Source organism: Streptomyces sp. 891-h (assembly GCF_022760275.1).
In the GTDB taxonomy this organism is placed as follows: domain Bacteria; phylum Actinomycetota; class Actinomycetes; order Streptomycetales; family Streptomycetaceae; genus Streptomyces; species Streptomyces spirodelae.
Map to the genome: position 1 here is coordinate 372,222 of NZ_CP050693.1, position 21,692 is coordinate 393,913.

At 72.2% G+C, this 21,692-nt stretch carries 10 protein-coding genes; 7 read left to right on the plus strand and 3 right to left on the minus strand.

The features are described 5' to 3' along the window. Nucleotides 1–51: 51 nt before the first annotated feature. The 3 genes from HC362_RS01750 to HC362_RS01760 all read right to left on the minus strand — a co-directional run bounded on the left by HC362_RS01750 (nucleotide 52) and on the right by HC362_RS01760 (nucleotide 4,623). Entirely contained in the window at nucleotides 52–2,853 is a 2,802-nt protein-coding gene (locus tag HC362_RS01750; protein ID WP_243081993.1) for a SpoIIE family protein phosphatase/ATP-binding protein, read from the minus strand. Between the two features lie 372 nt (nucleotides 2,854–3,225). Next, the gene (locus tag HC362_RS01755) at nucleotides 3,226–3,369 is read right to left on the minus strand and encodes a hypothetical protein (RefSeq protein ID WP_243088941.1); all 144 of its coding nucleotides are present in this window, start codon (nucleotides 3,367–3,369) and stop codon (nucleotides 3,226–3,228) included. Nucleotides 3,370–4,107: 738 nt separating this feature from the next. Further along, nucleotides 4,108–4,623, minus strand: a complete 516-nt coding sequence (locus HC362_RS01760; RefSeq protein WP_243081994.1) for a hypothetical protein — start codon at nucleotides 4,621–4,623, stop codon at nucleotides 4,108–4,110. Between the two features lie 718 nt (nucleotides 4,624–5,341). Here HC362_RS01760 and HC362_RS01765 point away from each other — a divergent pair. From HC362_RS01765 to HC362_RS01795, 7 genes are all read left to right on the plus strand, one after another. Further along, a complete protein-coding gene (locus tag HC362_RS01765; protein ID WP_243081995.1) occupies nucleotides 5,342–6,640 on the plus strand; it encodes an MFS transporter in 1,299 nt (432 codons plus the stop codon). Continuing rightward, a complete protein-coding gene (locus tag HC362_RS01770) occupies nucleotides 6,576–10,406 on the plus strand; it encodes an amino acid adenylation domain-containing protein (RefSeq protein WP_243081996.1) in 3,831 nt (1,276 codons plus the stop codon). The genes HC362_RS01765 and HC362_RS01770 overlap by 65 nt, the downstream gene beginning before the upstream one ends. Nucleotides 10,407–10,550: 144 nt before the next feature. Beyond that, the gene (locus HC362_RS01775) at nucleotides 10,551–15,662 is read left to right on the plus strand and encodes a non-ribosomal peptide synthetase (RefSeq protein ID WP_243081997.1); all 5,112 of its coding nucleotides are present in this window, start codon (nucleotides 10,551–10,553) and stop codon (nucleotides 15,660–15,662) included. A 1-nt stretch (nucleotide 15,663) separates the two neighbouring features. Next, nucleotides 15,664–16,395: an alpha/beta fold hydrolase gene (locus HC362_RS01780; protein WP_243081998.1), complete on the plus strand. Its 732-nt coding sequence runs from the start codon at nucleotides 15,664–15,666 to the stop codon at nucleotides 16,393–16,395. Further along, on the plus strand, nucleotides 16,392–17,270 hold the full coding sequence (locus HC362_RS01785) for an SDR family oxidoreductase (RefSeq protein WP_243081999.1): 879 nt from the start codon (nucleotides 16,392–16,394) through the stop codon (nucleotides 17,268–17,270). Before HC362_RS01780 ends, HC362_RS01785 begins: the two co-directional genes overlap by 4 nt. Then, nucleotides 17,267–20,188 carry an amino acid adenylation domain-containing protein gene (locus tag HC362_RS01790; RefSeq protein ID WP_243082000.1) on the plus strand — a complete coding sequence of 974 codons (2,922 nt, stop codon included), beginning with the start codon at nucleotides 17,267–17,269 and terminating at the stop codon, nucleotides 20,186–20,188. Before HC362_RS01785 ends, HC362_RS01790 begins: the two co-directional genes overlap by 4 nt. Continuing rightward, entirely contained in the window at nucleotides 20,185–21,420 is a 1,236-nt protein-coding gene (locus HC362_RS01795; protein WP_243082001.1) for an ATP-grasp domain-containing protein, read from the plus strand. Before HC362_RS01790 ends, HC362_RS01795 begins: the two co-directional genes overlap by 4 nt. Nucleotides 21,421–21,692 lie beyond the last annotated feature (272 nt).

Consider the following 21,692-nt stretch of genomic DNA (forward strand, 5'->3'; position numbering starts at 1 on the left):
CGGCCCCTCTCGTTCCGGGTCCTCCCGTTCTGGCCGTCTCGTTCCGGGTCCTCACCAGCCCGTGTCGTCGAACTGGTCCAGCAGGGCGTCGGTCGTCAGTTGCTCGGCGGCGCGGGCTGAGGGGCCGGCGCGCAGGTGCTGTTCGGTCCAGATGACCTTGCCGCCCGGGATGTAGCGAGTGCCCCAGCGCTGCGCGAACTGGGCGACGAGGAAGAGGCCGCGCCCGCCCTCGTCCATGGTGGACGCGCGGCGCAGGTGCGGCGAGGTTCCGCTGCCGTCCGAGACCTCGCAGATGAGGCTGTCGGCGTCGTGCAGGAGCCGGACCTGGATGGGCGGCCGGCCGTAGCGGATGGCGTTGGTGATCAGCTCGCTGAGGATCAGTTCGGTGGTGTGGCCGATCTCCTCCAGGCCCCACTCGCGCAGCCGCGCGGCGCATTCCGTACGTACCGGGGCCACGGCCGCCGGGTCGGGCGGCACCTCCCACTCGGCGACCTGGCTCAGGTCGAGCCGCCGGGTGCGGGCCACCAGCAGGGCGACGTCGTCGGACGGGTGTGCGGGCATGACGGTGTCCGCGACCGCGCGGGCGGTCTCCTCCGGGCTGCTGCCCGCCGTCCCTTCCAGGGTCTGGCGGAGGATCTCCAGACCGGTGTCGATGTCACGGTCCCGGGTCTCGACCAGACCGTCGGTGTACAGCACGAGATGGGCGCCCTCGGGCAGGCGCAGTTCGGTCGTCTCGAAGGGGTGGCCGCCCAGTCCGAGCGGCGGGGAGGCGGGGACGTCCGCGTAGCTGACGGTGCCGTCCGGGTACACCACGGCGGGGCAGTGGTGTCCGGCGCGGGCCAGCGTGCAGGAGCCGGTGACGGGGTCGTAGATGGCGTACAGACACGTCGCCCCGGCCACCTCCTGGTACTGCCGCCCGCTCGCCAGACCGGCGCTGCTGTCCTCGTCGTCGATGCGGACGACCAACTCGTCCAGGTGGGCGAGCACCTCGTCGGGCGCCAGATCGAGGGAGGAGAAGTTGTGCACGGCGGTGCGCAGCCGGCCCATCGTCGCGGCCGCGTGCAGTCCGTGGCCGACCACATCGCCGACGACGAGCGCCACGCGCGCCCCGGAGAGCGGGATGACGTCGAACCAGTCGCCGCCCACGCCCGCCTCGGCCGGCACATAGCGCCAGGCCGCCTCCAGCGCGGCGTGCTCGGGCAGTCCGCGTGGCAGCAGACTGCGTTGCAGGGTGACCGCCATCGCGTGCTCACGGGTGTAGCGGCGCGCGTTGTCGATGGCCACCGCGGCGCGGGCGGCCAGCTCCTCCGAGAAGGACACATCGTCCTCGTCGAAGGCCGGCGAGTCGCCGCTGCGCCAGAAGTGCGCGATACCCAGGACCACTCCCCTGGCCCGCAGCGGGACGGTGATCAGCGAGTGCACGCCGTACTCCAGTGTGCGCCGCGCGCGGTCCGGGTCGTGGCGCAGCCACTCCTCGGCCCGGTGCAGGTCCGGCTCCAGCACCGCCTGCTCGGCTTCCAGGGCCCGGGCCTGCGGCGAGCCGGGCCGGAAGGTGATCGCTTCCCCGACCTCGTACAGCGGCATCCCCTCGGGCCGGTCGCTGACCGTCACCCGCCGCACCCGGCGCTGCGCCTGGGAGTCCGGCTCCTGGCCGCGTACGACTTCGTCCAGCAGATCGACCGCAGCCAGGTCGGCGAACCCGGGCACCGCCACCTCGGCCAGCTCGGTGGCCGTACGCGCCACGTCCAGCGTCGTGCCGATCCGCACCCCCGACTCGTACAGCAGTTTGAGCCGCTCTCGGGCCACCTGTGCGCGACCGGAGACGGCCGACAGCTCGGTCGTGTCACGGAGCGTCACCACGCTGCCCGGCTCGTCGCCGTGCGGGGCCGTGGGGCGGATGTTCACCGCCAGCAGCAGATTCCCGGACAGCCGCACCTCGTCGGTGACGGCCTTGCCGGAGGCCAGCAGCTGGACCATGCCCTCGTCCAGGCCGAGCTCGGCCACGTGCCGGCGCTCGGTGCCGGTGGGCAGGTCCAGCAGGCGGCGTGCCTCGTCGTTGGCCAGCAACAGGCGCCGTTCGGAGTCGAGGATGAGCACGCCCTCCCGGACCGCGTGCAGCACGGCGTCGTGGTGCTCGTACATCCGCGTCATCTCGGCCGGCCCGAGGCCGTGCGTCTGCCGCAGCAGCCGTCGGGAGATCAGCGCTGTCCCCGCGGTGACGGCGACGAGAGCCGCGGCACCGGCGCCGAGGATGATCGGAAGCTGCTGGTTGATCATGCCGGTGACACTGCGGATGGCGAGTCCCGCCGACGCCAGCCCGACGATCCTGCCGTCGGAGTCCCGCACCGGGACCACCGCCTGCACGACGTGGATGTCCCCACCGGTGCGGGGGCCGGTGACCCGCTCGATGGTGGTACGGCCGCGGAGCGAGGGCTCGATCGTGCCGACGAACTTCTTCCCGATCAGTGACGGGTCGGGCTGGGTGAAGCGGATGCCTTTCCGGTCCATGAGCACGATGAAGTCGACACCCGCGTCCTTACGGGCCGCCTCGGCGCGCGGCTGGAGGACCTTCGCCGGATCGGGACCCTGTATCGCGTCGGCCACGCCCGGGGCGTGCGCGAACGCCTGGGCCACCGCGACCGACTTCTCCCGGGCCCGGCTGCTCGCGTCCTGCCGCGCCTGCACCACCTGGGCCGCCACCGCGGCCGCGACCAGCAGCAGGACCAGCCCGACCTGTAGAACGAACACCTGTCCGGCCGCGCTGCGCAGGCGCAGCAGCGAACGCCACTGCCCTCCGGAGCGGGCCGACTGGCGCTCCGGCCGAGTCCCGGGGCGGCGGAAAGGCAGCTTCATGACTCATTCCTAACACCGCGCCCCTCCACCGGCCGCAGCTACACCCTTTTCGTCACAGCAACCGTGCCTCACATGCCGGACCGTGAGGCCGGTTGCGCCGCATCTCCGACCGCACTCCGTGCCGGCGTGGAGTGGGGGCCCCTGGCGTGAGCCATATCACCGCAAAAGCGCAATTCAGGTGGAACAGGAGCACGTCTGATGTCGTTGTTCCGGGTGCGGCCGCGGAATCCGCGGACCGCCTCGAACCGCCCCGGTCGGCATCTCCCCCCCACCGGCCAGGGCCTTGCCCCGGTCAGCCTCCCCCCGGCTGGCCGGGGCCTTTCTGTCCCGACGGCGTCAATGGCGTCAACAGCTCCCCTTGAGCGAGGCCCGTCAGCGCGCCAGGACGACGGCGGCCACGGCGCCGTCGTTCTCGCGAGCGACCGGCGCGGTTTCGGCCACCGCCGCCGCATCGGTGCGCGCTTCCGTGCGCGCTTCGGTGCCCGCTTCCGTCGCGGCGACGAGCAGCCGGGCCATCGGGTAGGCGGCCAGCGGTCATCATCGGCCTGCCCGCGACCACGGACAGCAGCACCCCGACGCCGATCGCACCGCTGACACCGCTGTCCTTGGCGAGCATCAGCCGCGGAGCACCGGTGCCAAAGCTCAGCGCCGCACCGACCCCGTTGACGACGAGGATCAGCAGCGCGAAGGGCACATCCACCAGCAGCGGGGCGAGAGCATTGCGGGGGTGGCGCTTGCGCTGGGCTTGTCAGCCGAGGTCGTCGTCATGACCTCAAGCCTCCCCGGACAGCTCCCGGAGCTGTAGAAACACTCGTCAACAACTCCGCATGACACTTGTCATCGCTTCGCCGCCACCTCCACTGAGTGGCCCGTCACGCCATTCCGCCCGGCGGGCATGGAGCAGCCGCCCACACCAAAAGCCCACGGCAGCTTCACAATTCAGCTCACCGGCACCCACTTCGGCACCCACTTCCGTACCCGCTTCCGCTTCCGCATTCGTCAGCGAACGGGCCTCCTCGGGCACCAGGGGTGGCCCCCGTACGCGCGGGTCCCCGCCATTAGCACCCGCCGCACCCACGACCGCTGCGAGCCGCCCCGGGCTCGAACTGCCGCGCGACACCAGCAGTCACCTGGCCACCTGACACGCGCACTTCAGCACCGCGCAGGACCGTTTTCCGCATTGCTGCGCGCATTACGCGGCCTTGGGCGGTCCCGGGCAGCGGCGCGCCGGGTTACGCGGGGCGTCCCCGCTGGTCACAGCTTGCCGAGCACTACTCCGCGCCAGGTCCATCCCGCATCGAGCACCGTGCTCTGAAGGGGTTCCCTCATCTCCGCGCTGTCGAAACGGAATGTCTGTGTCACCTCGAAGCCGCGCCCGTCCCGCTTGCGACCGATCGTCCACTCAGCGGACCTCTGATTCAACGGTCCGCGCCCGTACTCCCGGGAAACCGGAACGCCGCCGACCCACTGGATTTTCCATTGCTCTTCGAGGACACGGACTTCGCGCTCGGCGCGTACCAGGCGCATGCGAATTCGGAGGCGGCGACTCAACTGCTTGTCGGCAAAGAAGGATCGCCAGGCCGGTTCCATGAGTCTCCACTCCGCCACCAGGTAATCCTCGTAGGAACTCTCCTCGCCACCAGCGCGAATAGCGAAGGGAACATCCGGCCCATTGAGGCCGAGCAGCATGGCTTTCAGGTCTTCAGCCGGCTGCGGAGGCACATCGCCGCGGGGGTGCTTTGTGCCGTTCAATTTGTCGAAGAAGCCCATCACACCAGTCTATTGAGCTGCTGGGACGTGGGGAAAACCGGGTGACCGACCGAGCGCTCGCGCCGCAAGCGCGCCCCGATCCACCTCGACCGCACGCCAATCGGGTGGAGCTCCTCTCGGACGCGGGTCCCCACTCCGGCCCAGCCGCGGTACGGATGCGGGAGGTCCGGAGCAGGCACGGGAGCGCTGCGAGGGTGAGGGCGGCGGCGACGGGCTGCGTGTGTGCCGGTGGACGTGCGGGAGATCGCGGGGGCCGTGCGTCGGTAGGCCGGGCGGGGAGCCGCCCAGGGTGCCGACGACAGCGGGTACGCGGCGCCGGTCGTCCGCCCCTGGCACACGGGAGCCTTTGATCACAAGTCCGGAAGGCGACATTTTTTCCCCGGAAGCGACTGCTTGACCCGGTTCCGAGCGAGCTGTTAGAAAACATGCCGTCAAAAGCGCGCACCGTCTCCGGCGATGCGCAGCGCCACGGGGGAGTTTCACGGGGGAGTCTTGGGCGATACAGCCATGGGGAATTCCGGCCCCCGTCGAGCCGGAAATGCACGGGTCACAGGTTCATTCCCGTAACGCCGCAGATCGCTGACCCCGTCCGCAAGGCTGCTCACGTTGCGGCTCGGTCCTGCCGGCGCCTTTCTTGCGCACACCCACCTGTCGGTGCCGACGTGCCCCGCACGCCTGCCCGGCTGTCTGCTCTGCCATTTTCGGCCTACTGAACGGTGTGGACGTGAAAGCGTATCTGAGCATTTTACGAATCGGGGACTACCGTCTCCTCTGGTCGGCCCTGGTACTCAACCTCCTCGGTGACGGCGCCACGTACGCGGCCCTCGCCTGGATCACTCTCGACAAGGCAGGCGCGGCGGGCCTCGGTGTGCTGGGTGTCTGTCTGACGCTTCCGGTGATTCTGGGCGGCGCCGTCATCGGGCCGCTGCTCGACCGGTTCTCGCGGCGCAAGCTGTTCATCTACGACTCGGTCTTCCGGGCCGCCGTCGTGGCCCTCGTTCCGGTGCTGGCGGTTGCCGGTGCGCTGCACGCCTGGCACCTGTACGTGGTGGCGCTGGTCTACGGGCTGCTGAAGATCATCCCGCTGGCCGGGACACCGGCCGTGCTCCCGGAACTGGTCCCGGCTGACAAACTCCAGGCGGCGTCCGGTCTCGAGGCCACCGCCATGGGAGCGGCGAACGTGCTGGGGCCGCCGATCGGTGCGGGGCTCATCGCCCTCTTCGGCGCCCCCAATGTGCTGGTGCTCGACGCCGCCACGTATCTGCTCTTCGCCTTGCTCATCGGCCGGATCAAGGCTCCGCTCGCCCGGCCCGAACCGTCGGCGGAGCCGGGGGCCAAGGACGCGAAGCCGGGCTGGGCGCCGGTGTTCCTGCTGATCGTGCGGGACCGCTTCCTGCTGGTGCTCACTCTGTCGTTCGGGGCGTTCAACGTCTCGGCCGGAGCGCTGGTGGTGGCGATCCCCTGGCTGACCAAGTTCGAGTTCGGCAGCGGCCCGGGTGTGCTCGGCCTGATGCTCGCCGTGATGGCCGCGGGCGAACTGGTCGGCTCCCTGGTCTCCGGTGCCGTGGAAACGTCCGAGAAGCAGATGCTGCGTATCGGCGTACTGCAACTGCTCTCCGGCGCCGTGCTGTTCCTGCTCCTCCCGACGGCGCTGCCGTGGATCCTGCTCGGTCTCGCGCTGAACGGCATCCTCTCGGCCCCGATGACGGTGCTCGGCGGCGTGGTCCGGATGACCCGGGTGCCCAACGCGATGCGGGGCCGGGCGATGACGCTGATGCGTACGGTCATGGCCGGTGCGCTGCCCGCGGGTTCGGCGCTGGGCGGCGTGCTGCTCAGCGGCAACCACTACACCGCGCTGATCTTCTTCGTCGCCGCCCTGGCCACCGCGCCGGGTCTGCTGACGGTCGTGCTCTTCCGCAACACGCCCTTCAGGCTGGAGGTGACAGCAGCCGATGACCAGCGTGCAGAGCGGGACTCCGACCCGGACGACGCGGGCACCGTCCCCGCCGCTTCCTGAGGGGGCACCCGCCACGACAGACGACGCGGTGGTGCTCGTCACCGATCGCCCCCGCACCCGGGAAGCGGCCCGCGGCCCCTGGGGCGCCGTCCGGCTGGCCGGTGCCGAAGGACCGGCGGCCCTGGCGGCTCTCCTCCTCGTGCTGCACCGCTGGACCGGGCAGGGTCGGCTCCGGGTGGACACCGATCTCGCCGACGGCGGCGCGGGCACCCTGACCGTGGACGTGGCCGGGCACGAGCCCGTCGCCGCGCTCGCCACCCGGGTCGCTCGGACGACGCCGACGCAACGCGGCCCGCACAGCGCCACAGCCGTACTGTTCGCCGACCGCGCCCCGGCGGAGGAGAGCCGGGGCCAGGAGCCGGACGCCGGGCCGTACGAGCTCTCCCTCACCCGGGACGGTACCGGTCTGCTGCTCGGCTACCGCGCCTCCCTCTTCGTCCGGGAGACCGCCGAACGCCTCGGCCGCCACCTCACCCGGGCGCTGCGGTGCCTGACGGAGCAGCCGCACACCGCCGTGCGCGAGGTCGGGCTGCTGGACGACGGGGAGCGGGAGCTGGTTCTGCGGACGTTCAACGACACGGCCCGGCCCTACCCGTCCTCGACCACCGTGCACGAGCTGTTCCGCGAGCAGGCGCGGCGCACTCCGGCGGCCCCGGCCGTCACCTGGCGGGACCGCACCATGAGCTACGCGGAACTCGACGCGCACACCGACCGGCTGGCCGCAGCACTGCGGGCGGCCGGGGCGCGGCGCGGGGACCGGATCGGGCTGCACACGTCGCGCACTCCTGACCTGCTGGTGGGCGCACTCGGCATCCTGAAGGCGGGGTGTGCCTACCTTCCGCTCGATACGGAGTATCCGGCGGAGCGCACCGAATGGCTGCTCGCCGACTCCGCCGTCGTACTGCTGGTCGCCTCCACCGACCGGCCCCCGCGGTTCGCGTTCGCGGGGACGGTCCTCGATCCGTGGTACGACACCGGGACTGACGCCGACACCGACGACGACCCCCAAGTCTCCGCCCAGGACCTCGCGTACATCTGCTACACCTCCGGGACGACCGGACGGCCCAAGGGCGTGGAGGTCACCCACCGCAATGTGGTGCGGCTCGTCCGGGGCACGGCGTATGTGCGCTTCGGCCCGGACATGAGCGTCATGCCGACGGGTTCCATCGCGTTCGACGCGAGCACCTTCGAGCTGTGGGGCCCCCTGCTCAACGGCGGGCGGGTGCATCTGACGGGCAGTGACACCGTGCTCGACGCGGGATCGCTGGGCCGGGAGCTGGCCGCGCGGCGCATCACGACCCTGTGGCTGACCTCGCCGCTGTTCAACCAGCTCGTGGAGCAGGACGCGACCGCGTTCCGGCCGCTGCGGGAGCTCGTCGTCGGTGGGGACGCGCTCTCCGCCGCCCATCTGACGAGGGTGATGGCCGCCTGCCCGGAGCTGACGCTGGTCAACGGCTACGGCCCCACGGAGAACACCACCTTCTCGGTCACGCACCGGCTCACCCGGGCCGATCTGGAGCGCATCCCGATCGGGCGGCCGATCGCCAATTCGACCGCGTATGTGCTGGACGAGGCGGGGCAGCCGTGCCCGGTGGGCGTGCCCGGTGAGCTGCATCTGGGCGGGGACGGGGTGGCCCGCGGCTACCTGGGGCGCCCCGCGCTGACAGCGGAACGTTTCATCAAGGACCCGTTCACCCCGCGCGGCGACCGGCTGTACCGCAGCGGCGATCTGGCGCGCTGGCGTTCCGACGGGGTGCTGGAGTTCCTCGGCCGGCGCGACCACCAGGTCAAGGTCCGGGGCTTCCGGGTGGAGCCGGCCGAGGTCGAGAGCGTCATGGCCGACCACCCGGGCGTGGCGGAGGCCGTCGTGACGGCCAGGTCCCGGCCCGGCCGCAGCGAGACCTACCTGTGCGGCTACTACACGGGGAAGGCGGGGCAGCACCCGCCGACACCGGAGGAGCTGCGGAGCCTGCTCGCCCGCACACTGCCGGGGCACATGGTCCCCTCCTACCTGGTGCCGCTCCCCCAGCTGCCGCTCAACCGCAACGGCAAGGTGGAGCGAGCGCTGCTGCCCGATCCGGACGGCTCCCATCTGCTGGCCGCGACCGCCTATGTGCCGCCCGCCGACGAGACCGAACGTGTCCTGGTGGAGCTGGCCGAGGCGGCTCTGGGCATCAGCGGTATCGGAGCGGCCCACGATCTGCGGGACCTGGGCGCCGACTCGCTCACGGCGACGCTGCTGGCCGCCGGAGCCCGGCGGCGGCTGGGCCGTGCGTGCCCGGTCAGCGCCGTGCTGCGCTGCGGCACTCCGGCGCGGCTGGCTGCGCTGCTGCGCGACTCCTCGCCCGTCGAACGGGGTACTCAGATCCCGCCCGCGCCGCGGCGGGAGACGTATCCGCTCACTCCGCAGCAGCGGCAGCTGTACTTCGAACAGCTCAAGGACGAGCGCGCGGTGCACTACAACGTGCCGGTCACCCTCGCGCTGCCGGCCGACACCGACCCGCTGCGGCTCGCCACGGCGCTCAGGCAACTGGCCGCGCGCCACGACGCGCTGCGCACCCGGTTCGTCACCGAGGGCGGCGGCATCAGACAGCGCGTCGAGCCGGCCGTCGATGTGCCGGTCCGGGTGGCCGAGGGGCCGCCGGGGCCGTTACGGGAGTTCGTCCGCCCCTTCGATCTGGGCCGGGCCCCGCTGTGGCGGGCCGAGATCCACCGGACGGCCACGGAGGTGACACTCCGCCTCGATCTGCACCACATCGTGGTCGACGGTTTCTCCCTGGCGCCGCTGTTCGCGGACCTGGCCGCGCTGTACGGCGGCGAGGAGCCGCCCCCGCCCGGGGTCCAGTACCGCGACTACGCCGAGTGGCTGGCCGGGCCGGCTGGCGAAGCGTTGCGTACGGCCCAGCGCGCTTACTGGCAGCGGGTGTTCGCCACCCCGCCCGACCCGGCCGACCTGCCGACGGACCACCCGCGCCCTGACCTGCGGTCGCTCGACGGCGATGTCGTCACCTTCGACCTCGGTCAGGTGCGCACCCGGCGGCTGCGCGGGCTGGCGCACGACCACGGCGTGACGCTGTTCGCCGTGCTGGCGTCCGCGTACAGTCTGCTGCTGGCCGGGCTCAAGGGCACCGGCGACGTCACGGTCGGGGTGCCGGTCTCCGGCCGTACGGCGCCGGGGCTGGAGGCGACGGTCGGCATGTGCGCCGGTACGGTGTGCCTGCGCTCGGCGCCCGAACCCCGGGTGCCCTTCGGGGCCTTCCTGCGCAGCACCGCGCAGGCGGCCGAGGACGCCTTCGCCCACCAGGACTTCCCCTTCGAGGACCTGGTCTCCCTTGCCGCGCCGGTGCGCGACTACAGCCGTACGCCGGTCTTCGAGGCGCTGATCGCCCTGCACAGCGGGCGCTATCTGTCGGTGGACTTCCAGGGCGCCAGGGTGCCGCTGCGCCTGGAACAGACCGGCCAGGCCGTCTTCGACCTCAACATGCAGATCTACGAGGACACCGGCACCCTGCGGGTGGCCTGGCAGTACGCCACCCGGCTGCTCCGCCGCGAGACGGTCGAGGGCTGGCGTGAGAGCTTCACCGCTCTGCTGGACGCGATCGTGGCGGACCCCTCGGCTCCGCTCGGCTCGCTTCTTCCCGCGCTCGACGCGGCACCATCCCGGCCGGCACAGCCCGCACCCGCCGCCTCGGCCCCGGGTCCGGCCGCCGTGTCCGGGTCGGACACCCACTCCGATTTCGCTCCCGACTTCGACTTCGATCTCTGATTTCCCACCGCCGCTCGTCGCCCCACCTTCGCTCCGCGACCCACCTTCGCTCCGCGACCCACCTTCGCTCGACGGGCCGCCTCAGCTCACCGAGCCGTTCCAGCCCTTCGAGTGGGCTTCTCACCACAAGTGCAGGAGACATCCATGCCTCTGCTCGCATCCGAAGCAGCATCCTCCGCACCCACCCCGCAGGCCGCGTACTGGCGATCCCAGTTGGCCGCACTCGCCGAGACCTCCGGCTTCCTGCCCGACTTCCGTCCTCCCGCACCCCCGGACAGCACCCCGGCGGCGGACCCGGACGACAGCACGGGGCGCCACGCGGCCACGCTCGCAGTGCCCCTCGGCAGCACCCTTACCGAGCGACTGGACCGGATAAGCCGCGGCCGCCTGGAGATGCTCTGTGTCGTTCTCGCCTCCGCGCTGGCCGCGCTGCTGGGCCGCTGCACCGGCCAGGAGGAGGTGGCCGTCGCGCTGCCGAAGCGGGGCGCCGCCGCCCGGTTCGCCGCCGGTCCCCTGCTGGTGCGTACGGACCCGTCCGGGTCACTGCGTCAGCTGCTGGCCCGGGTGGGCGACGCCCTGCGGGAGGCCGAGCGGCACCAGGACTGCGACGTGGCCTCCCTCGCCACCGAGTTGGGGCGCCCAGGGGCCTTCGACACCGGTCTCGCGCTCGACGGCTTCCACGAGCCGGGGTTCGTGGCGCCCGGCGTCATGGTCACCGTCGCCCGGCGGCACGGCGAACTGTCGCTCACCCTCGCGTACGCCACCGACCGCTTCGCCGAGGAGTCGGTGCGCCTCGTAGGCGCCCAGTACGCCCTTCTGCTGGAAAAGGCCACGGACGAGCCCGACCGGCCGGTACACACCATCGAACTGTGGACGGCCGAGGACGAGAAGACCGTCGCGGCGGCCAACTCCACCGAGCGCGGCTTCGACACGGACGCCACCTTGCACGGACTGTTCGCCGAGCAGGCAGCGCGCACCCCCGAGGCGCCCGCGCTGCTGACGGAGGACGGCACCGTCACCTACGGCCGGCTCGACGCGCGTGCCAACCAGTTGGCGCGCACTCTGCGGGAGCGTGGCATCGGCCCGGGCTCGATCGTGGCTCTGCTCACCGAGCGCTCCCCCGAGATGCTGACGGCCGTGCTGGCGGTGCTGAAGGCGGGCGCCGCCTACCTGCCGGTGGACCCGGCGTATCCGCAGGCCCGCATCGACCATCTGCTCACCGACAGCGCGGCCGGCCTCGCCCTCCACCAGAGCAGGTTCAAGGCGCTGGCGGGCTCCACCCCGGCCCTGGACATCGAGGACCCGGCGTCGTACGCGGCGTCCGCTGAGCCGCTCCGGGAGACCGGCGGCGCGGGGGATGTCGCCTACGTCATCTACACCTCCGGGTCGACCGGCCGTCCCAAGGGCGTGCTGGTCGAGCACCGCAGCGCCGTCAACCGGCTGCTGTGGATGCAGCGCGCCTATCCGATCGGCCCGGACGACGTCGTGCTCCAGAAGACGTCGATCTCCTTCGATGTGTCCGTGTGGGAGCTGTTCTGGTGGTCGTTCACCGGAGCGGCGCTCGCCCTCCCGGCCCCGGGAACGGAGAAGGACCCGGCCGCGCTGCTGGCCGCCGTCGAGAAGCACCGGGTGACCACGATGCACTTCGTGCCGTCGATGCTCACTATGTTCCTGGGCCATCTGGACCGGTTCGGCGGCGGGGCCGCGACCCGCACCCTGCGGCAGGTCTTCGCCAGCGGTGAGGCGCTGGCTCCCGCCCACGCGGTCCGGTTCGCCGAGCTGATTCCCCAGGCCGGGCTCGTCAACCTGTACGGGCCGACCGAGGCGACCGTGGACGTCACCCACCAACCCGTCGCCGGCCTCACCGGCCGGGCTCGGCTGCCCATCGGCCGGCCGATCGACAACGTCCGGCTGTATGTGCTGGACGGCGAGGGACGGCAGGCTCCGGTGGGCGTACCGGGCGAGCTGTACGTGGCGGGAGTGGGCGTGGCCCGCGGCTATCTGGGCAGGCCCGAGCTGACCGCGGAGAAGTTCGTGACCGGTGACGCGGTGCGTGCCGCCACCGGTGAGGAGCGGCTGTACCGCACCGGCGACCGGGTGCGGCGCCTGCCCGACGGCAGCCTCGACTACCTGGGCCGGGTCGACGAGCAGGTCAAGGTACGGGGTTTCCGCGTCGAGCCCGGCGAGATCGAGGAGCGGCTGCGCACCCACCCCGGGGTGCGCGAGGCGGCCGTGGTCGCCGTCGACGACGGCTGGCAGACCTCGCTGCGGGGTTTCGTCGTGCCCAGCGACGCGACCGGCCAGGCGAGCGAGGCGGAGCTGAAGGAGCATCTGCGGGCCGCGCTTCCCGCGTACATGGTGCCGGGCCGGATACGGGTGCTGGACGAGCTGCCGCTCACCCCCAACGGGAAGCTGGACCGGGCGGCGCTGCGCAGCCCGGACGCGCTGCGCAAGAAGGCTCCCGCGCATGTCGCGCCGCGCAACGCGACCGAAGAGGCACTGGCGCGGATCTGGCGGGAGGTGCTCGGCCTGGAGAAGGTCGGGGTGCACGACAACTTCTTCGCACTGGGCGGCAACTCGATCCACTTCGTGTCCGTACTGGCCAAGTCCCGGGAGGCCGGGCTGGACTTCACCTTCCAGCAGCTGTTCCGGCACCAGACGATCGCGCTGCTGGTGGCGTCGATGGAGGAGTCCGGCTCGGCGGCGGGCGTGCCGGATGTCGCGGCGCGCGGTGCCTTCCGGCCGTTCGAGCTGATCGGCCCGCAGGACAGGGAACTGCTGCCCGAGGACGCCGAGGACGCCTATCCGCTCTCGATGCTGCAGGCGGGGCTGATCTTCCAGACGGAGATCACCGGCGGTCTGGGGCAGTACCACGACGTGCTCAGCTACGCGGTCACCGGTGCCTTCGACGCGGAGGCGTTCACCGAGGCCGTACGGCTGCTGACGCTGCGGCACCCGATCCTGCGTACCACCTACCACCTGACCGGGTACAGCGAGTTCCTGCAGATCGTGCACCGCGAGGTGGAGCCCCCGCTGACGATCGAGGACCTGCGCCACCTGGACCGGGCCGCGCAGGAGGCCTGGCACGAGGAGTGGCTGGCCCGCGAGAAGGCGCGCCGGTTCGAGTGGGAGCGGGGCGGTCTGGTCACCCTGCACATCCAGGTGCTGGATGACGAGCTGTACCGCTACACGGTCAGCCAGCACAATTCGGCGCTCGACGGCTGGTCGATCTCGCTGCTGCACACCCAGCTGTTCGAGCTCTACCACCAGGTGCGGGAGGGCCGGGACACCACCGTGCGCCCGGTCGACAACCATCTGCGCAACTTCGTCGGCCTGGAGACCGAGGCGCTGCGCTCCGAGGGTTCCAGGGACTTCTGGCGCGAGGTCATGGCCGATCCGCACCCGGCCGACGTACCCCGCAGGCCGGGTGCCGAGGAGACCGCCGACTTCCGTGTCGTACTGCGGGACGTACCGCTGCCGACGGGGCTGACCCAGCGCATCGAGGCGACGGCGGACGCGCTGTCGGTACCGGTCAAGGATGTCCTGCTGGCCGCCCATATGAAGGTGCTCAGCCTGGTGTCAGGGCAGCGGACGGTGATGACCGGCTACGAGCACAGCGGCCGGCCCGAGCTGCCCGACGCGGAGACGACGCTCGGACTGCACCTGAACACCGTGCCGTTCCAGGTCGAGGTGGCCTCGGGCAGCTGGGCCGAGCTGATCCGGCGGGTGTACCGCGCGGAGCTGGCGCTGCTGCCCCACCGCCGCTACCCGATGGCGCAGATGAAGCAGGACCTGGCCACCCAGCGGCAGCTTTTCTCGACCACGTTCAACTTCACCCACTTCTACCTGCTGAAGAACCTGCGGCACCTGCCGGAGTTCTCGCTGCTGGAGATGCGGGTGGACTCGGAGACGGAGTTCCCGTTCCGTACGGAGTTCTCCCGCAGCTTCGTCGACGACGAGGTGCAGCTGTGCCTGCACTACCACACGCACCTGTACGACGAGGAGCAGATCGACCGGATCGGCGGCTACTTCGTGCGGGTGCTGGAGCTGATGGCGGCCGAGCCGGACGCGCCACACGAGGCGCACCAGTTCCTGGCCGAGGAGGACCTGGCTCTGCTGGACGGCGACGCCCCGGCCGAGGGCCTGTCGCAGCCGCAGTCCGAGCCCCAGGCCCAGCAGCAACCCCAGCCGCAGCCGGGCGCGTCGGCGTCCCGCGGCTCGTCGGCGTCCCCCGCGACCGTCGCGCGGATCAGGGCGGCCTGGCAGCACGTCCTGGATCTGCCCGAGGAGGAGATCGGCGAGGAGGACGACTTCTTCGCACTGGGCGGCAACTCGCTGTCCGCGCTGCGCGTCGTGCTGGAGCTGGACGGCCTGGTGACGCTCTCCGATCTGACCCGTCTGCCCCGGCTGGGCGCACTGGCCGCGCTGGTGGACAGCGGCGGGACGGTGGAGGGCGAGGAGGAGGAACTGCTGCAACTGCTCTCCTCGACCGCCGAGGGCGCCCGGGCCGCGGTGGTGTGCGTGCCGTACCCGTGCGGGCATCCGGTGAACTTCAAGCCGCTGGCCGAGGCGGTGGAGAAGCGCACCCCGGATCTCGCGGTGTACGGGCTCGAACCGCCGGGCCACAGCCCGAGCCGTCCCGGCCGCTTCACCGATGTGACCGAGACGGTGGAGCGGACGCTGGCTCAGCTCGAGCAGCGGCCCGAGCTGGCCGACCTTCCGCTGATCCTGTGGGGCCACTGCGGTGGCGCCGCGGTGACGGTCGAGCTGGCGCGGGTCCTGGAGGAGCGCGGCTTCGACCTGCGGCAGGTCTTCATCGGCTCCAAGCTCCTGCCGTCGGCGGACGAGATGCGCGAGTCGATCGAGATGATCGAGAGCTGGAGCGACGGCGACATCATCACCTACATGGTCGAGGAGACCGGCTACACCGAGATGGACGGTCTCGACCGCCGCTACACCTCGTTCATGGGCGACCTCTTCCGGCACGACGTGTGCGGCGGCTACCGCTACTTCATCCGTCTGACCGAGAACGACCCGGGCCGGCGGATCGAGGCGCCGTTCACCGTCGTGGTCGCCGGGGACGACACCGGCCTGGCGCACGCGGCCGAGGAGTACCGCTGCTGGGAGCGGGTGGCGGACCGGGTGGACTTCCACCGCCTCGGCTCCGGCGGCCACTACTTCGTGCGGGGCAACCCCGCCCAGACGGCTGAACTGATCGAGCGGGCGTGGGCGTCCGCCGCAGAGTTGGAGGGCTGACATGCCTGTTCCCGTATCCGGGCCGATCCCCGTGCTGTGCTTCCCGTTCGCGGGCGCCGGGGCCTCCGCGTTCCGCCGCTGCCAGGAGTACGGCAGCGACACCGTCCTGATCACACCGGTCCAGTTGCCGGGCCGCGAGGAGCGGTTCGGTGAGCCGCTGTACACGGACGTGACGGCCGCGGTGGACGGACTGCTGCCCGAGGTGCTCGACCAGTTGTCCGGCCGCCCTGCCGTGGCACTGTTCGGGCACAGCCTCGGCGCTGTGATCGCGTACGAGATGGCGCACAGGATCGCCGCGCTCGGCCACCCGCAGGTCGTCAAACTCTTCGTCAGCGGCTCACCCGGGCCGTGGACACGGCGCGAGAAGCGGGCCACCGGGCTGTCCGACGAGAAGTTCCTGGAGCAGGTGCAGGAGTTCGCCGGCTACACACACCCCGCGCTGGAACACCCCGAACTGCGGGAGATGCTGCTGCCGCCGCTGCGCGCCGATGTGGAGATGCACGAGAACTACCTGGCGCCGTCCGAGAAGCCGCTGAGCGTCCCGGTCGTCTCCATCCGGGGGGCCGAGGACGGTCTGGTCTCCCGTGAGCAGGCAGCCGAATGGGAGAGCGCCACCTCCCAGGGCTGCCGACAGGTGGAACTGCCGGGCGGGCACATGTATCTGGTCGACGACCCGGCCGGGCTCGTGCGCCTTCTCGACCAGGAGCTGGCCTCGCAGGGGGTGGGGCTGTGAACGGGGCGCTCACCGCTCCCCCGCCGGGCGGAGCCACCGCAGCCGGAGCGCTCGCGGGCAAGGCGGCGCTCATCACGGGCGCCGCACGCGGTATCGGCCGGGCCTGCGCGCTGGCGTACGCGGGCGCCGGGGCCGATCTGCTGCTCACCGACATCGGCCACGACCTGGACGGTGTTCCCTACCCGCTGGGCAGTGCCGGCCAGTTGGCGCACACCGCCCGGCTCTGCCAGGAGCTGTCCCCCGCCTCCGTGGTGGCCACAGCCGAGGCGGACGTACGCGAACTGGACGCCGTGCGCGCGGTGGTGGACGGTGCCCTGGACCGGTTCGGGCGCCTCGACATCCTGCTCAACAACGCGGGTATCGCGGCGCCCTCGGGCAAGACCGTGCACGACATCTCGCCCGACGAGTGGGACCTGATGCTCGATGTCGACGTGTCGGGGGCCTGGCGGATGATCCGCGCGGTCGGCGCCGCCATGACCGGCCAGCGGGCGGGCAGCGTCATCAATGTGGCCTCGACCGCGGGGCTGGTCGGCTACCGGCACTTCGCCGGCTATGTCACCGCGAAGCACGCGCTGATCGGGCTGACCAAGTCGGCCGCGCTGGACTTCGCCCCCTTCGGGGTACGGGTCAACGCGCTGTGTCCCGGCTCGGTTCGGGACGACGACGCGGCCGAGGGGCGGATGCTCACCGAGATCGCCCGCTCCTTGGACGTACCGGTGGCCGAGCACGAGGAGACCTTCCTGGCCGCGCAGCCGATGAACAGGCTGATCGAGCCGGAGGACGTGGCCGGAGCCGCCGTATGGCTCGGCTCGGACGCATCGCGCCAGGTGACGGGCTCGACGGTCACCGTGGACGGCGGGTTCACCAGCCGGTGAGCGGCGGCGAAGTCACCACGTACGGCAGGGAGCACGGGGACAGCGGGGAGACGAGGACGATGAACGACACCGGCAGGCTCTGCCAGGCGCTCGCCCTGCGCCTGCACTGCGGAGCCGAGCCCGAACGGCTGCGCGGAGATCTGGCACGGCTCGCGAACGGCGCGCGGCTGTGGGTGGAGGAGATCCCCGACGGTGCCGACAGCCGGCTCGCCGAGGTGCGCCGCGAACGCGAACTGTCCCGGCCCGCCGACCCGCGCACCGGGCCGGGGGTACGGGCGGTGCTGCTGCGGTACGCGGACGGGACGGAGGAACTCGTCGTGGTGGCCCACCGGGCGGTGGCCGAGCCGTACGACCTGGCCAGGGCACTGCTGGGCGAGGCGGCGGTCCCCACGGTACGGGGGGCGGCCGCGGAGCAGGCGGCGAAGCGGGACGCGGAACTGCGGGCCGCCCTGGGGGAGCTCGACCGCGGCCCCGCGCCGGAGTGGGGCCTGGGCGAGGCCGGGGCCGCGACGGTGGGACACCGGAGCTTCACGGTCCCGGCACACGCCGAGGTGCCCGTCGATGTGGTGCTCCGGGCCGCGCTCGGGCTGGTGCTCGCCCGCTGCACCGGGCAGTCCGACGTGGTGGTGGGCAGGGACGCCGAGCACTCGGTGGAGTTCTCCGCCGCACCGTCGCAGACCGTGGCGGAGTACCTGGAGCTGGCCGGTGGCGCCGGGCCCGGGTCGGGCCGAGCCCCGGTCGTCGGGCTGACGGTCACTCCGGCTGCCGAGATGATCGGCGGCGACGGGGTGAAGGCCGAACCCCTCGAGTCGAGACCGTTCCTCGCTCCCGTGCACCCGATGTCGCTGCACCTCGCCGACGACGGCTCCACCGTGCTGAGCGGCAGCTGCGTCCACCGGCACGCGGCGTTCGGCGACGCGGCGGTGGAGTGGTTCACCGGCATGCTCACCACCGCGCACCGGGCGCTGGTCACGGCGGCCCCCGACACCCCGGTGGGCGAACTGCCCCTCTTCGACGACGAGCGGCGGCAGGAGCTGGCCGAACTCGGCGGCCTGGGGCAGGGTCTCGCCGTGCCCCGGGAGCGGATCGAGGAGGCCGTACGGCGCCACGCCGAGCGCGCCCCGGACGCGGCCGCGGTCACCTGTGAGGGCGAGACCCTCACCTACCGGCAACTCGACCGGCGCGCCGACAGGTTCGCCGCCGGGCTGCGCGGCCACGGGGTGGCACCCGGCGACCGGGTGGGCGTCTGCCTGGAGCGGTCGCTCGACCTGGTGGTGGTCCTGCTCGCGGTGCTCAAGGCGGGTGCGGCGTACGTGCCGATGGACCCCGCGTACCCGGCCGAGCGGCTCGCCTTCACCGCCGAGGACGCCGGGCTGCAACTCGTCGTCACTCAGTCGGAGAGCTTCCCCCGGCTGGAGGGCGTGCGTCTGGTCGGCCCAGCCGCGCTGGAAGGTCCCGCCGCGCTGGACGGTCCCGGCCGGGCCCGGCGCGTGACGGGACAGCCGAAGTCGCCGCAGGACAGCGGCACACGCCCGCGTGTCTCACCGGACGACGCCGCGTACGTCATCTACACCTCGGGGTCGACGGGCCGTCCCAAGGGCGTCGTCGTACCGCACCACAACGTCGCCGCGCTGCTCGCCGCCACCGAGGGGGACTTCGCACTCGGCGGGGAGGACGTGTGGACGCTCTTCCACTCCAGTGCCTTCGACTTCTCGGTGTGGGAGATCTGGGGCTGCCTGATGACCGGCGGAAGGCTGGTGGTGGTCCCGTACTGGGCGTCCCGTGACCCGGCCGAGTTCGCCGCGCTGCTGGAGCGGGAGCGGGTCACGGTGCTCAGCCAGACCCCGAGCGCCTTCGCCCAGTTGGCACAGGTCGACCGGGAGAGCCCGATCACCGGCTCGGTGCGGCTGGTCGTGTTCGGCGGTGAGCCCCTCGACACCCGGCCGCTGCGCTTCTGGCTTGACCGGCACCCGGAGCGGGGCTGCCGCCTGGTCAACATGTACGGCATCACCGAGACCACCGTGCATGTGACCGCGCAGACGGTCACCCGCCGTGCGGCGCTGAGCGGTTCACGTTCGGTGGGGCGGCCGCTTCCCGGCTGGCATGTGTACGTCCTCGACCCGGAGGGCCGCCCGCTGCCGCCCGGTGTGCCGGGTGAGATCTGCGTCGGCGGGGCGGGGGTGGCCGGACAGTACCTCAACCGCCCGGAGCTGACCGCGCAGCGCTTCGTGCCCGACCCGCACGCGCCCGGCCCGATGTATCGCAGCGGTGACCGGGGCCGGCTGCTGCCGGACGGCCGCCTGGAGCACCTGGGGCGGCTGGACAACCAGGTGAAGCTGCGCGGTTTCCGCATCGAACTGGACGAGATCCGCGCCCGGCTGCTCGACGCGCCGTCGGTGACGGCGGCGGCCGTGGTGCTGCGCCAGGGCAAGGAGGCGGACACGGCCGGTGCCCGGCTGGACGCCTACGTCGTCCTCCGCCCGGAAGCGGCGGATCAGGCGCGTACCGGCGCCACGGAGGAGGTACGGCAGCACGCCGCGCGCTTCCTGCCCGCGCACATGGTGCCCTCCACCGTCACGGCGCTGCCCGCGCTGCCGCTGACCCCGAACGGAAAGGTGGACGCGGAGCGGCTGCCGCTGCCGCTGGAGGGCAGGTCCGACGGTGCGGAGGAGGAGCCGGCCGCAGCCGGGGACGACGTCGCCTCGCGGCTGCGCGCGGTGTGGGAAGAGGTCTTCGGCTTCCGGGTCGGCCTGGACGACGATTTCTTCGCGCTCGGTGGCAACTCCCTGCTCGGAGTGCGGCTGCTGGCGGCGCTGAAGGCGGCCGGGCTGCCCGGCTTCCCTCTGCCGCAGCTGTATCTGCACCGCACTGTGCGCCAACTCGCCCCGCTGCTGGCCCAGCAGGGGGTTCCGGCATGACGCTGGTGCTGATCGGTGCGGGCTCACAGGTGTACCGCGAGTATCTGCTGGCTTCGGTCGCCACCGCGTACGACGTCCATCTGCTCGCCGAGCGTGCGCCCACCTGGGAGACGCCGTATCTGTCGGGGCACACGGTGGTGGACACCTCCGATGTGGCCGCCATGGCGGCGGCTGCCCGTAAGCTCGCCGTCGAGGGTGTGCTCACCTGGGACGACACCCGCGTCGTGCACACGGCGGAGCTCGCCGAGCTGCTCGGTCTGCCCGGCAGCACCCCGCGGGCCGCGCTGCTGTGCCGGGACAAGCGCGCCACCCGCACGGCTCTGGACGAGGCGGGGGTCCCGCAGGCCCGTTCGGAGCTGGTCACCTCGCTGCCGCAGGCCCGGGCAGCGGCGGCGCGGACCGGCTATCCGCTGGTCCTCAAACCCCGTGCGCTCAACGCGAGTACCGGTGTGGTGCGGGTGACCTCGGCGGACCGGCTGGCGCGCTGCTTCCGGCTGGCGCGCGGCGCGACGGCGCCGGGCGCCGTGGAGGTGGCGCCGGGTGACGTCCTGGTCGAGGAGTATCTGGACGGGCCCGAGATCAGCGTGGACGCGGCCTGGTGCCGGGGCCGGATGGCGCCGGCCTTCGTGGCGCGGAAGGAGTGCGGCTTCCCGCCGTACTTCGAGGAGACGGGTCATCTCGTCGACGGCTCGGACCCGCTCCAGGACGATCCCGCCGTGCTGGACGTGGTGCGGCGGGCGCATGAGGCGGTCGGGTTCGATACCGGGTGGACCCACACCGAGCTGCGGCTGACCGCCGAAGGGCCGAAGGTGGTGGAGATCAACGCCCGGATCGGCGGCGACCGCATCCCGGACCTCGGCCGGCTGGCGCTCGGCACCGACGCGGCGCTGACCGCGGCGCGGGTGGCCTGCGGTCTCGAGCCGGACCTCGGGCCCGACCGCCGCCGCGCTGCCGGGGTGCGGTTCCTCTACCCGGAGGCGGACTGCCTCGCCCGCGAGGTGCGGACCGACCAGGCCGCGCTGCCGCCCGCGGTGACGGAAGCGCTGCCGATCGCCCTGCCTGGGCAGGAGCTGCGGCTTCCGCCGCACGGCCAGGTGGCCGGAAGGTACGCGCTGGTGACGGCGGTCGCCGAGACCCCGCAGGAGTGCCACGCCGCCCTCGACAAGGCCGCCGAGGCCGTCCGACTGGAGGTGCTCAGGCCACTCACCGACCGCCGCTCCCCCACCGTTTGACGGCCACCGTCCTCCCCCTCCGGAACCGGCTCCCTTCCGGAGGGGGAACTCTCCTCGGCTCCGGGCACACCGCGCCTTCGGGTCCGCGCTGCGACTGAAGGCTTTCCATGACCGCCCCCGACGGCTCCGGCGCGCTGGACCAGATCCTGACGACGCTGGGCCGTTCACCGCCCTGTACCCCGACGTGAGGCACGCCGTGCTGACGACCTCCTGGACGCCACGTCGCGTTCACGCACATGACGGCCCCGTGCTGGTGAGCGTCACCGACGTCG